The sequence below is a fragment of the Pseudomonas sp. OF001 genome (assembly GCF_904426495.1).
Taxonomy (GTDB): domain Bacteria; phylum Pseudomonadota; class Gammaproteobacteria; order Pseudomonadales; family Pseudomonadaceae; genus Geopseudomonas.
The window spans coordinates 1-12,447 of the sequence record NZ_CAJGBM010000033.1; the positions used below are offsets into that span (position 1 = coordinate 1).

The following is a 12,447-nucleotide window of genomic DNA, read 5'->3' on the forward strand; positions in this document are numbered from 1 at the left end:
CACCAGCCTGCTGGAGGGGGTGAACAACCGGATCAAGGTGATCAAGCGCATGGCCTATGGCTTCAGGGACGCCGATTACTTTTTCCTGAAAATCAAGGCCGCCTTCCCCGGGAAAATGCGATGAACCATAAAAAAGCCCCGAACAGGTCGGGGCTTGGCTGGCAGCGGAGTGCTGGCGGCTCAGCGTTCCAGATACTGCAGCTTGTCCTTCACGCCATCCCACTCTTCGGCATCGGACAGGGCGTCCTTCTTCTCGGTGATGTTCGGCCAGACTTCCGCCAGGTCGCGGTTCAGTTCGATGAACTCCTGCTGGTCTTCCGGCACCTCGTCTTCGGAGAAGATGGCTTGGGCCGGGCACTCTGGCTCACACAGGGCGCAATCGATGCACTCGTCCGGGTGGATCACCAGGAAGTTCGGGCCTTCGTAGAAGCAGTCCACCGGGCAGACTTCCACGCAGTCGGTGTACTTGCACTTGATGCAGTTGTCGGTAACGACGAAGGTCATGTTCTTTTATCTCCTCAGACGGGCAGGCGCCAGCCACGGCATGGCGCGCGGGATTCTAGCAGCTCGGAATCTGCTTCGTTATATCTGGGTCTTCCAAGCATATATCAGCTCGAGTGCCTGACGCGGGGTCAGCTCGTCCGGGTTGAGCTGTTCGAGTCTTTCCAGCAGCGGATGGGGCTGCATAGCGAACAGGTCGGGCTGGATAGGCACATCCTTGCGCACCTTCTTGCTGGGAGCGGCTACCGGCTCGTGGGGCAGACTGGTCTGCTCGAGGCGGGCCAGGTGTTCGCGGGCGCGGGTGATCACCGGGTCCGGTACTCCGGCCAGCTGTGCTACCGCCAGGCCGTAGCTCTGGCTGGCCGGCCCGGGCAGCACGTGGTGGAGGAAGACGATGCGCTCCTTGTGCTCTGCCGCATCCAGATGCACGTTGGCCACCACTGGCTCGCTTTCCGGCAGCACGGTCAGCTCGAAATAGTGGGTGGCGAACAGGGTGAAGGCGCGCAGGCGGGCCAGATGTTCGGCTGCCGCCCAAGCCAGCGACAGACCGTCGAAGGTGCTGGTGCCGCGGCCGACCTCGTCCATCAGCACCAGGCTGCGGTCGCTGGCGTTGTGCAGGATGCTGGCGGTCTCGCTCATCTCGACCATGAAGGTCGAGCGTCCGCCGGCGAGGTCGTCGCTGGAGCCGATGCGGGTGAAGATGCGGTCGACCAGTGACAGCTCGCAGGCCTGTGCCGGCACGTAGCTGCCGATATGGGCGAGCAGCACGATCAAGGCGGTCTGGCGCATGTAGGTGGACTTGCCGCCCATGTTCGGACCGGTGATGACCAGCATGCGGGTGGCGTCGTCGAGGCTGACGTCGTTGGCGACGAAGGGGGTGCTCAGCACCTGCTCGACCACCGGATGGCGACCCTGGGTGATGCGCAGGCAGGGCTCGTCGACGAACACCGGGCAGTTCAAGTCGAGGTTCAAGGCGCGCTCGGCCAGGTTGCTCAGCACGTCCAGCTCGGCCAGTGCCGCGGCGGTATCCTGCAGCGGCGCCAACTGGCCGATCAGGGTTTCGATCAACTCGTCGTAGAGCAGCTTCTCGCGGGCCAGGGCGCGGCTCTTGGCCGACAGTGCCTTGTCCTCGAAGGCCTTGAGTTCGGGGGTGATGAAGCGCTCGGCACCCTTGAGGGTCTGGCGGCGGATGTAGTCGGCCGGCGCCTGCTCGGCCTGCACGCGCGGCAGCTCGATGTAGTAGCCGTGGATGCGGTTGTAGCCGACCTTGAGGTTGGGCAGGCCGGTGCGCGCCTTCTCGCGCGCCTCCAGGTCCATCAGGTACTGGCCGGCGTTCTCGCTGAGCAACTGCAGCTCGTCCAGTTCGGCGTCGTAGCCGCGCTTGATCACCCCGCCGTCGCGAATCACCGCTGGCGGGTTGTCGATGATCGCCCTGGCCAGCAGTTCGGCCAGTTCGGGGTAGGTGCGGATGCTGCCGGCCAGCTCCTGCAGGCGTGGCGCTGCCAGCTCCGCCATGTGCTGCTGCAGGTCGGGAAGGGCGGCCAGGGCGTCGCGCAGGCGCGCCAGGTCTCGTGGGCGGGCGCTGCGCAGGCCGATGCGGGCGAGGATGCGCTCGACGTCGCCGATGTCCTTGAGGCGCGGCTGCAGGTTCTCGTAGTGGTAGTCGTCGAGCAGGCAGCCGATGGCCTGCTGGCGGCCTTCGAGGATGGCCCGACCGCGCAGCGGACGGTTCAGCCAGCGGCACAGCAGGCGGCTGCCCATGGCGGTCATGCAGCGATCGACCACGCTCTGCAGGGTGTTGTCGCGCCCGCCGGCCAGATTGGTGTCCAGCTCGAGGTTGCGTCGACTGGCGGCGTCGAGGATCACCGCATCGTCGAGGCGTTCGTGGCGCAGGCTGCGCAGGTGCGGCAGGGCGCTGCGCTGGGTCTCGCGCGCATACAGCAGCAGGCAGCCGGCCGCGCCTATGGCCAGGGTCAGTCCTTGGCAGCCGAAACCGTTGAGATCCTGGGTGCCGAACTGCTGGCACAGTGCCTTGAGGCCGGTGGCGCGGTCGAAGTCCCAGGGTGCGCGGCGGCGCACGCCCGGGCGCTTCTCCGCCGGCAGGCCGCTCGGCCAGTCGTCGGGGATCAGCAGCTCGGCGGGGTTGAGGCGCTCCAGCTCGGCGAGCAGCGCTTCCCAGCCCTTGATCTCCTGCACGCTGAAGCGTCCGCTGGTGATGTCCAGCACGGCGAGGCCGAACAGGCGCTCGTCGCCGAGCAGGGCGCCCAGCAGGTTGTCGCGGCGTTCGTCGAGCAGGGCCTCGTCGCTGACCGTGCCGGGGGTGATGATGCGTACCACCTGGCGCTCCACGGGGCCCTTGCTGGTAGCCGGATCGCCGATCTGTTCACAGATCGCCACCGACTCGCCCAGCTTGACCAGGCGGGCCAGGTATCCTTCGGCGGAATGGAAGGGAATGCCGGCCATCGGTATCGGCTGGCCCGCCGACTGGCCGCGCGCGGTCAGGGTGATGTCGAGCAGCCTGGCGGCCTTCTGTGCGTCGGCGTAGAAGAGCTCGTAGAAGTCGCCCATGCGGTAGAACAGCAACTGCTCGGGATGCTGCTGCTTGATCTTCAGGTACTGCTGCATCATCGGCGTGTGGGCGGAAAAATCGCTGTTGCTCATCGCTGTCCGGCTTCAGGTCGAAAAAGCGTCTAGTGTACGGTATCGCCCCGACAGGCTTAACCCCGGAGACATCCATGGATCGCATCACCGCTCTGGCCGGTGAGCTGGGCGAGGCGCTGCGCCAGCGCCAGCTGCAGGTCACCACCGCAGAGTCGTGCACCGGCGGCGGCATCGCCGAGGCCATCACCCGCATCGCCGGCAGTTCGCAGTGGTTCGAGGTCGGCTATGTCACCTACTCCAACCGGCAGAAGAACCTGCTGCTGGGCGTGCCGGAAGCACTGTTCGCCATGCAGGGCGCGGTCAGTCGCGAGGTGGTCGAGGCCATGGCCCGTGGTGCCTGCGCGCGCAGCGGCGCCTCGCTGGCGGTGGCGGTCAGCGGCATCGCCGGCCCCGACGGCGGCACGCCGGACAAGCCCGTGGGTACCGTGTGGCTGGCATGGCTGGCGGGCGGCGAGGTATTCAGCTGTCGTCGCTGCTTCGCCGGCGACCGCCTGTCGGTGCGCGAGCAGACCGTGCTGCTGGCCCTGCAGGGCTTGTTGCGACTGGCGGCAGGGGAAAATCCCGTCGAGGGGTAGGCGGGTGCCCTACCCTATGGAATAATACTGGCTAATTATACAGTTTATCGTGGCCGGCTGGCCGCTCCGAAACGAGAGGACTTCAATGGACGAGAACAAGAAGCGTGCCCTGGCCGCGGCCCTGGGACAGATCGAGCGCCAGTTCGGCAAGGGCGCGGTCATGCGCATGGGCGACCACGAGCGGCTGGCGGTGCCGGCCATCTCCACCGGCTCGCTGGGCCTCGATATCGCCCTCGGCATCGGCGGCCTGCCCAAGGGGCGGATCGTCGAGATCTACGGCCCGGAATCCTCGGGCAAGACCACCCTGACCCTGTCGGTGATCGCCGAGGCGCAGAAGCAGGGCGCCACCTGTGCCTTCGTCGACGCCGAGCACGCACTGGATCCCGACTACGCCGCCAAGCTCGGCGTCAACGTCGACGACCTGCTGGTTTCGCAGCCGGACACCGGCGAGCAGGCCCTGGAGATCACCGACATGCTGGTGCGCTCCAATGCGGTCGACGTGGTCATCGTCGACTCCGTGGCCGCCCTGGTGCCCAAGGCGGAGATCGAGGGCGAGATGGGCGACCAGCACGTCGGCCTGCAGAATGCAGTACTTCCCCTGGCAGCCTAAAAGCGGTTCACTTAGGAGGTCTCCTTTTTATGAGGGATGCGTCCTAAGGTGATCGAGATCAACTGATTAACTCTATTTAAATGGTCAATAAATATGGATCAGGCAAAAAGCAAAGCTCTTGAAGCGGCACTCGGTCAGATCGAGAAACAGTTTGGTAAAGGCTCCATCATGCGGCTGGGTAGCGACCGTACGATGGATATCGATGTTATCTCTACCGGCTCTCTTGGCTTGGATATCGCCTTGGGTGTTGGCGGTCTTCCTCGTGGTCGTATTGTTGAAATTTACGGTCCGGAGTCCTCTGGTAAAACAACCCTTACTCTGTCCGTTATTGCAGAGGCGCAGCGTCAAGGTTTGACCTGTGCGTTCATTGATGCAGAGCACGCTCTCGACCCAATTTATGCGGCGAAGCTTGGTGTCAATATTGATGATCTGCTTTGTTCGCAACCCGATACCGGTGAGCAGGCTCTGGAAATTGTAGATATCCTTACTCGTTCCGGTGCTGTAAATCTTATTATTGTTGACTCGGTTGCTGCGCTAGTTCCGAAGGCCGAGATTGAAGGTGAAATCGGAGATAGTCACGTCGGCTTGGCGGCCCGTATGATGAGTCAGGCGATGCGTAAGATTACTGGCAATCTCAAGAACTCAAACACCATGTGTATCTTCATTAACCAAATTCGAATGAAGATTGGTGTGATGTTTGGTAATCCGGAGACCACCACGGGTGGTAATGCACTGAAGTTCTATGCGTCGGTTCGTTTAGATATTCGCCGCATTGGAGCTTCTAAAGAAGGCGATGAAGTTGTTGGAAGTGAAACTCGCGTGAAGGTTGTGAAGAACAAAGTCGCAGCCCCCTTCAGGCAGGCTGAGTTCACTATCATCTATGGAGAAGGCATCAGCAAGAGTGGCGAGATCGTAGACTTAGGTGTTGCGAATGGCTTCATCGAAAAATCTGGCGCCTGGTATAGCTACAGCGGAAACAAGATTGGTCAAGGTCGTGCTAACACAATGAAGTGGCTTGAGGAAAATATTTCTGTCAGAGATGAGATCGAGGCCAAGCTTCGTGGGAAGCTCATGTCCGAAACTGCTGTTGCGAATGCATCTGCTTCTGAGGAAGTAGCGGAGCCTTCTGACGGCTACTGACCGATAGCTGTGGAGCCGAGCCGGTGAAGGAAATCTTTACCGGCTTTTTATTGGCCAAAATTCTTGCAGATCTACTGATTCTCAATGGCATGCCTCATTGTTTTACAAGGCTATGGCTTCCTCTGCACTTCGTCATTACGAGTGCCAAAAATGGAAGTGTCAGCGATGCTAAGGATTACTCAAAAATAGTGCTTCAGGACTGTACTCCGTAGCGCTATTTTCAGAATTTAGTGGCGCAAGACCTCTCAGTCGACAATCAAGAAGTCCCCGCAGCGCAAGCCACAAGATCCTAAACTCCAGCACAGCGGCATGCATGCTCGCCCCGGCAGGGCTTTGCGAGCTAGCTAGCCTGAGGCCGTGCGCACTGAGGCTCGCCGCCTGTTGCGTCATTACCCGACCGCGTATGAGGTGCTGCTTGCCGGGAAGGTAGAGGAACAGCGCGAAGATGGCCTGCCGTGGGTTTTCCTGAGCTCCAGGATCGACTAGCCCTGTAACTCCGACACTGGAGGCAGGAGGGAAGCTGGGTCGCAGCTCAGCATGCTGGCGATGCGGTACAGCTTCTCGACGGTGATGCACACCTCGCCACGCTCGATGCGCCCCATGTAGCTGCGGTCGATGCTGCAGGCCAGCGCCAGTGCATCCTGAGAAAGCCGACAGGCCTTTCTCTGCGTCCGGATGCGTGCCCCCAACGCCTTCGCCAACTGATCCATGACCGCCTCAACTCCGCTTGAGGCGGCAATATCCTGTGTTTGCGGACATACAGGCCACGGATTATAATCCGTATTTTTCCGCTGCAACCCCTCGGGGGCCCGCATGAAATCTGCCTCGTTCATCTTCGACAGGCGGCTGTATGAGCTGCTTCAGGAGGAAGGGCGCGCGCAGTTCACGACCCGTGACCTGCGGGATGCCTATGCCAAGCGCCTGGAGGGGATGACCTTTCGTCTCGGCGATGTGCGCCGCTATGTGTATGAGCAGATCCGCCGCATGCTCCGGGCTGGCTGGCTCGTACCTGACGAGCAGCGCCGCTCACGGGGGCAGGTCTACCACCTGCAACCGTTCCCGGAGCACCTTCTGCTGGAGCTGGTCGACGGCGGGTTCGAGAACAGCCTCAAGACAGTGTGTGAGCCAGAGCGGGTGCCGTCAGTAGCCGAACAGAACGTCATGCTTCCCAACCCTTCATCCGATGCAGAGCAGCATTTGGAAACGCTCCTCAAGGAAATCCGGCTCGACTTCCTATCGGCGATGGGCGAGGCGGAGCGCTACAAGCAGCTCCTCGACGAAATGCCGTATCTCCGCGATAAGGTCGAAGGCGAGTACCTCGAAGCCAGAGATCGCAGTTCGCGGCTGCTGGGGCACCTCCGTGCTGTCGAGAAGACGCTCAAGACGCTTTCCTCTGCGCGATGAGGTCATCCCTTCGAGACTGGCAGCGGCGCTGTATCGACGCGGCCCTGGAGCACTTCATTTCCACGCCGCACTTCTTCTGCCAGGCAACGCCCGGCGCCGGCAAGACGCGCATGGCGGCAGAGTTGGCCCGCCGCCTGCTGGAGCAAGGCAGAATCGACCTGGTGCTCTGCTTTGCACCATCGTGCCAGGTCGTCGAAGGCTTCCGCTCGACCTTTGCGACGGCGCTCGGCAGGCGCCTGGACGGCCTGCTCGGCGCCGTGGGGGCCGCGTACACCTATCAGGCCATGGATTACCGTGACGAGGCGTTCTGGCAGCTTCTCGACGACTACCGCGCCTTCGTCGTCTTCGACGAGATCCACCACTGCGCCGGTCATGATCCGCTGCTGAGCAACGCCTGGGGACAGCAGATCCTGCAACGGATACAGGATCGTGCTGCCTTCACCCTGGCGCTGTCCGGTACGCCGTGGCGCTCCGACGACCGAGCCATTGCCCTGGCTCGCTACTCGTCGCCCGAGGGGCAGCTGATCTGCGACTTCCGCTATGGCCTGAAGGAGGCCATTGCCGATGGGGTGTGCCGCTCGCCCCGCATCGTCCTTCTCGACAACCAGAAGGTGAAGCTCACCGAGGAGCTGGAGACCGAAAGCACTGTCCGGCTGTTTCCCAGCATCGCCAAGCTGCTGGGGGAATCCCCCGTCACCTTCGAAGAACTGCTGCGCCATGACGAGGTGATCGATCAACTGCTCGGCCTGGGGTGCGAAAAGCTGGATGCGCTTCGCCAGATCAAACCGGATGCGGCCTGCCTGGTGGTCGCCACCGATATCGAGCACGCCCAGCAGATTGCCCAAGCTCTGGAGGCCCGAGGGGAGAGTTGCCGGGTCGTGACCAACCGAACCGCGGATGCCCAGCAGGTGATCAACGACTTCAGGCACAGCGACTGCCGCTGGATAGTCGCCGTGGGGATGATTAGCGAGGGCACCGACATCCCCCGCCTGCAGGTGTGCTGCTACCTCAGCCGCATTCGTACCGAGTTGCACTACCGGCAGGTGCTGGGACGGGTGCTGCGGCGCATGGGAGAGCCCGATGACAAAGCCTGGCTGTTCATGCTGGCGGAGCCAACGTTGCAGCGCTTTGCCGAGCGGATTGGGGATGATCTACCGGATGACCTGGCGGTGCTGAGCCAAGTGCAGATGCCCACCGCTCCTGCTGGCTCGATGGCTGATGGGATGGGGGCTGGCAGAGAGGGCGATGGTCGCAGTGGTGATGCTGCTGGGCAGGCTCCTGGGGCTGGTGCGGCGGGCGCCTACTCGCTGGGTGATTTTGCCGCTGAGCCGAGCTATCAGATCAGCTTTTCCCAGCATTTCCGGCAGTTGTTGCTGGGTTTTTATTGAAAGTCGCCCCCCTCATCCTCGGAGGGTGAGGCTACACATGACGTCATTCAGGCTTTCTATCAAAACTCCAACTCAAGAATTTTGATTTTGTAACGGAAACTCCATGTGAAAAGCCGTGATCCCATTTTCTGAAGTACACCAAATTTTTCCTTTATGTGCTTCAATGATGGATCGTGTAATTGCCAATCCAAGTCCTACGTTGCTCGGGCTTCCTTCGCGTCGGGCCGGATCGGCGCGATAGAAGCGGTCGAAAAGTTTGTCTAGGTGATCTGGGTTTATGGGTTCTCCTGGATTTTCTACGGTCAGCGAGACGGATTCACCGCTCGTGTGAATTTTAACTGAAATCCTCTCGCCTGCTGGAGTGTAGCGCAGAGCGTTAGATAGCAGATTAGAGATGGCGCGATCTAGCATCAGGCGGTCGCCCGAGATGGCTCCTGACCCTGATACGGTTATGGTGATGCTGGCTTCATCTGCAAGTAGGTGGTAGTATTCGACAAGCTTTGTTACGAGTTCTTTGAGTTCAATGCAGGTGTTTTCTGGTGTGATCAAGCCATTTTCGGATTTAGCCAAAAACAGCATGTCATCAATCATTCGTGACATGCGCTTGAGATCTTCGAGATTTGAGCAGAGATTCTCTTGGTAGTCTTCAATGGTGCGCTTTTTGGTGAGCACAACTTCAGTATGGGTCATCAGGTTGCTAACTGGTGTTCGCAGTTCATGTGCAATGTCGGCTGAAAAGTTAGAGAGCCTGACAAAGGCATCATCGAGCCTGGCTAGCATCTCATTGAATGATGCGACCAGCTGTTGAAGCTCAGGGGGGACCGACTCTAGGGGGATTCTATCCTTCAGAGACCTCGCAGACATGGAAGCAACTACCTGAGTGATCTGTTGCAAGGGGGCGAGCCCACGCCTGGCTACCACCCATCCGAGGGCAGCGCTGGCAATGGCGCTTATGAGTAGTCCAATCCAGAACCATCGTTGCAGCGTCTCAAAAAAATGCGCATGAGTAGTTACATCAAGGATTAATAGCGCTGTCAGAGGGTCAGCTAGACCGGGTATCGAAATTATCTCAGTCATGCCGCGATACATGCGTTCGCCGTCCTGCCATTCCCACATGTCTCGTACAGCCGATGTTCGGTATCTTTCTGGAATATTGGCTGCTTTAGGGTAAGAAAACAGTACTGAGCCATCTCCGGCCAGGATAGAGGCTGCCATATTCTGGTGCGCCCCAAGCAAGGTTTGTAACTGCGGAAGCTCTTCCGATAGGCTTTCTCTATTAGATTTGCTTTTGAGGATGCGCTTGGTGGATTCGATTTTTTCGAGCAGGATCTGCTGGTCTAGTATCACGAAGTGATGCTGACTTAGTATATTGACGCTCAATCCGGCGACCGTAATAACGGCGATTGCCGCAGACATGAACATCAGGCTCATGCGAACGGTCAGGGAGAGTCGCTTCATTCCGGCTCCGGCGCGTCAAGCATATAACCCATGCCGCGAGCAGTATGGATCAGCTTGACCTCGAAGTCGTCATCTATCTTCGCGCGCAGTCGTCGAATGGCGACCTCAATGACGTTTGTATCACTGTCGAAGTTCATGTCCCAGATTTGAGAGGCAATCAGAGACTTCGGTAGCACTTCTCCGCGTCGTCGCAGCAAGAGCTCCAGCAAAGAGAACTCCTTAGCCGTAAGGTCTATTCGCTTTTCGCCGCGTCTGGCTCGGCGTTTCAGCAGGTCGACTTCAAGATCGGCAATTCTCATGGTGGATTGGGTGGCCGAGCTGTGACCCCTCCGTAGCAAGGTTCTGACTCTGGCCAGTAGCTCGGAAAAGGCGAATGGTTTGACCAGGTAATCGTCTGCACCCAGCTCCAATCCTTTGACCCGCTCATCAACCCCATCGCGTGCGGTCAGGAATAGCACGGGAACATCCTTGCCGGCTGCTCGTACCATGCGCAGAACCTCCCAGCCATCCAGCCCGGGCATCATCACGTCTAGGATCAAGAGGTCATAGGCTTCGCTCAACGCATGCTGAAGCGCATCGGTACCTGTCGTGACCCGGTCAACATTGAACCCGGCTTCGGAGAGGCCTTGCTGCAGGTATGTCCCGGTTTTGGGTTCATCTTCAGCTACCAGTAGTCTCATGTCGGCGGTTTCCTTGGATCAGGCCTACTCAGTTTGCAGGGAAATAGCTCGCCAGCCTTAACATTACGAAAATGTAATTCTGGCTTAAGTATTTCGTAAGGTGGCTTTGTCTAAGGTGAAGGTGTAGGCGTCATGCTCTCGCACTCCTGCATGAAAATAATCAGGGGTGCCAATTATGGCTTCTTTTAAAGGAAATTATGCCATGAAATCAATGAGGAATTTGCTCCTGATTGGCTCTCTGTTACTGTCTCCTGCGGTTTTGGCGGAGGGTGGCGGCGATCGTGTCTTTGAGCGTATCGAGCAGATGCGAGATAAAGCTGAAGCTGCGCTGGTTCAAGCAGAAAAGGCTTCACCTGGCGAGCGCCATGTGCATATGAAAGAGCATATGCAAATGCTGGAAAGCATCATGAGCCAACTGCACAAAGAGCACCCGGCTCCCGACATGACGACCACAGAGCATCTGGCTTGGATGGAGAGGCACGACAAGCTGGTAGACGACGTGCTGGGTCAGATGATGCGTGAGCACAAGCTGATGATGGCTGATAAGGAATGCCATCCGTAACGGTTATCCCATCTTGCAGGCCTTACACTCCTTGCCCCCTTGGCCTGACGGCGCCTCTACGGCGCCGTTTTTCAATCTGACCAAATTGTAGTTTTGGGGTCAGCTTCTTGGCAGGTAGCAGGGAATAGAATGAGATCTCCAAACACCATAAGCGAGGTCTCATCATGAACAGTTCAGGTTTAAAGCTCCTGGCTTTTGCGTTGCTGATCGGCACTGCTTCTCAGGTCTTCGCTGCCGTAAGCAGCGGCAGTGCTAATGACATCGGCCAGCAAGCAAAGCCCACGCCAACTACCCGCACTGTCTTCGTCAAGATGGAAGACATCGGTTATAGCCAGCAGGTGATTGAGGTGAAGCCTGGGGAAACCGTGCGCTTCGTGCTGAAAAACGAAGGGGCGTTGATGGCTTGGTATCACCTTACGTTCCCTACATTGACACTGCCAAATCGCCCGTCACCCCTACCTCTTGCGGCTATTTCGGTAATTGGCAATTGACCGTCAAACTCAAGTCCATTGATTGACACAAACTCGCGCCAATCAAGAGCAGGTTTGACGGGGGTATCAGAGCGAGCCAGCTCTAACAACGCCAATGTTTGACACCCACATTCGACGCATTACAGCCTGCCGACTTCCTTCGGTACGCTGAACTTCCAGGCCAGTTATGGCCAGGCGGTAAATCGCAATATCTTCATCCATGGTCTCGATACCCGTCTCGACGCGGACTACAAGAAGTTGCTGACCGGTAGCGTGAGCCTGGCGACCAACTCCGTCGGCACGTTCCGCTACAGCTACACCGAGTCATCCCTGATGGTCGACGGTAGCGATGAGTTCAAAGGCAAGTTCATGTCGTTTGGCCACCAATACGACAATGGCAGCTGGGTCACCAACGCTGAAGTTATCAACCGCCGCAGCCCGCTGGGCGAGCACGACGCGTTCTACATCATGGCCGGTCATCGCTTCGGTGATTTTTTGCCCCACGTAACCTATGCGCAGCATGACGAAAGCGACGCCGGCCGAGATTCCTCATGGGCGTTTGGCCTGAACTACAGCCTGAACGCCAACGTTACGCTGAAGAGCGAATACAAACGCGTCGAATCCACCCGGAACTACAACGGCAACTTTGTGCCGGCTTATAACACTGCCGAGCCAACGTTCGACGGCGACATCTTCAGCATCGGCGCTGACTTCGTATTCTAAGAGGAGCCAACATGAATCGTTTCACTCAAAAGACTCTCGCCGCCGCTCTGCTAAGCCTGGCTTCTGCCATGGCGCACGCCGAGGTGGCCGTGATCGTCAATCCGGGCGCAACCAAAGCGCCCTCACAGGCAGAAGTGGCAAATATTTTTGGGTATACGGATTTAATGGTTGATGGGGCACCTTCACCCCATCAATCTGATACCACCCTCAGATGGTTGATAGATCGACTCCGTAGTTGAGTTCCTCTGCGAAGTCCGGCAGTCCGTAACCGATGG

General features: G+C 58.9%; 15 protein-coding genes and 1 pseudogene. 11 read left to right on the top strand and 5 right to left on the bottom strand.

The annotated features are described in order from the left end of the window. Positions 1 to 124, top strand: a 124-nt coding sequence (locus tag RA210_RS15960) for a transposase (RefSeq protein ID WP_201485414.1), incomplete at its 5' end; no start/stop codon positions are given. Between the two features lie 56 nt (positions 125 to 180). On the opposite strand, the gene fdxA is transcribed toward RA210_RS15960, so the two are convergent. Together fdxA and mutS are read right to left on the bottom strand one after the other, a co-directional pair. After that, entirely contained in the window at positions 181 to 504 is a 324-nt protein-coding gene (gene fdxA, locus RA210_RS15965; protein ID WP_136489457.1) for a ferredoxin FdxA, read from the bottom strand. Between the two features lie 78 nt (positions 505 to 582). Beyond that, complete coding sequence (gene mutS, locus RA210_RS15970) at positions 583 to 3,162, bottom strand: DNA mismatch repair protein MutS (RefSeq protein ID WP_201487269.1); 2,580 nt, start codon at positions 3,160 to 3,162, stop codon at positions 583 to 585. A 74-nt stretch (positions 3,163 to 3,236) separates the two neighbouring features. On the opposite strand from mutS, the gene RA210_RS15975 reads away from it, so the two are divergent. From RA210_RS15975 to RA210_RS22095, 4 genes and pseudogenes are all read left to right on the top strand, one after another. Continuing rightward, on the top strand, positions 3,237 to 3,737 hold the full coding sequence (locus tag RA210_RS15975; protein ID WP_136489456.1) for a CinA family protein: 501 nt from the start codon (positions 3,237 to 3,239) through the stop codon (positions 3,735 to 3,737). 85 nt (positions 3,738 to 3,822) lie between these two features. Next, a pseudogene (locus tag RA210_RS15980) lies at positions 3,823 to 4,341 on the top strand (ATPase domain-containing protein); the annotation flags it as partial. A gap of 99 nt (positions 4,342 to 4,440) precedes the next feature. After that, the gene (gene recA / locus RA210_RS15985; RefSeq protein WP_201487270.1) at positions 4,441 to 5,487 is read left to right on the top strand and encodes a recombinase RecA; all 1,047 of its coding nucleotides are present in this window, start codon (positions 4,441 to 4,443) and stop codon (positions 5,485 to 5,487) included. Between the two features lie 357 nt (positions 5,488 to 5,844). Continuing rightward, positions 5,845 to 5,973, top strand: a complete 129-nt coding sequence (locus RA210_RS22095) for a hypothetical protein (protein ID WP_328821118.1) — start codon at positions 5,845 to 5,847, stop codon at positions 5,971 to 5,973. Here the strand turns inward: RA210_RS22095 and RA210_RS15990 are convergent. Then, entirely contained in the window at positions 5,970 to 6,197 is a 228-nt protein-coding gene (locus tag RA210_RS15990; RefSeq protein WP_201487276.1) for a helix-turn-helix domain-containing protein, read from the bottom strand. The two genes, RA210_RS22095 and RA210_RS15990, sit on opposite strands and share 4 nt — an antisense overlap. Positions 6,198 to 6,300: 103 nt before the next feature. On the opposite strand from RA210_RS15990, the gene RA210_RS15995 reads away from it, so the two are divergent. Further along, positions 6,301 to 6,891 carry a hypothetical protein gene (locus tag RA210_RS15995; RefSeq protein WP_201487271.1) on the top strand — a complete coding sequence of 197 codons (591 nt, stop codon included), beginning with the start codon at positions 6,301 to 6,303 and terminating at the stop codon, positions 6,889 to 6,891. Beyond that, entirely contained in the window at positions 6,888 to 8,279 is a 1,392-nt protein-coding gene (locus RA210_RS16000) for a DEAD/DEAH box helicase (RefSeq protein ID WP_201487272.1), read from the top strand. The genes RA210_RS15995 and RA210_RS16000 overlap by 4 nt, the downstream gene beginning before the upstream one ends. Positions 8,280 to 8,351: 72 nt before the next feature. Here the strand turns inward: RA210_RS16000 and RA210_RS16005 are convergent, their stop codons facing one another. Both RA210_RS16005 and RA210_RS16010 read right to left on the bottom strand, forming a co-directional pair. Further along, the gene (locus tag RA210_RS16005; protein WP_201487273.1) at positions 8,352 to 9,737 is read right to left on the bottom strand and encodes a heavy metal sensor histidine kinase; all 1,386 of its coding nucleotides are present in this window, start codon (positions 9,735 to 9,737) and stop codon (positions 8,352 to 8,354) included. Beyond that, positions 9,734 to 10,417 (bottom strand): heavy metal response regulator transcription factor, encoded by a 684-nt coding sequence (locus tag RA210_RS16010; RefSeq protein WP_090351979.1) that lies wholly within the window; start codon positions 10,415 to 10,417, stop codon positions 9,734 to 9,736. Before RA210_RS16010 ends, RA210_RS16005 begins: the two co-directional genes overlap by 4 nt. Before the next feature lie 202 nt (positions 10,418 to 10,619). Here RA210_RS16010 and RA210_RS16015 point away from each other — a divergent pair, with 202 nt between their 5' ends. The 4 genes from RA210_RS16015 (at position 10,620) to RA210_RS22245 (ending at position 12,411) form a co-directional block, all read left to right on the top strand. Then, positions 10,620 to 10,979: a co-regulatory protein PtrA N-terminal domain-containing protein gene (locus RA210_RS16015; protein ID WP_090351981.1), complete on the top strand. Its 360-nt coding sequence runs from the start codon at positions 10,620 to 10,622 to the stop codon at positions 10,977 to 10,979. 164 nt (positions 10,980 to 11,143) lie between these two features. Continuing rightward, complete coding sequence (locus RA210_RS16020; RefSeq protein ID WP_201487274.1) at positions 11,144 to 11,470, top strand: hypothetical protein; 327 nt, start codon at positions 11,144 to 11,146, stop codon at positions 11,468 to 11,470. Positions 11,471 to 11,596: 126 nt separating this feature from the next. After that, positions 11,597 to 12,172, top strand: a complete 576-nt coding sequence (locus RA210_RS16025) for a porin (protein WP_328821119.1) — start codon at positions 11,597 to 11,599, stop codon at positions 12,170 to 12,172. 11 nt (positions 12,173 to 12,183) lie between these two features. Continuing rightward, the gene (locus tag RA210_RS22245) at positions 12,184 to 12,411 is read left to right on the top strand and encodes a hypothetical protein (RefSeq protein WP_236574784.1); all 228 of its coding nucleotides are present in this window, start codon (positions 12,184 to 12,186) and stop codon (positions 12,409 to 12,411) included. The last annotated feature ends 36 nt before the right edge of the window (positions 12,412 to 12,447 follow it).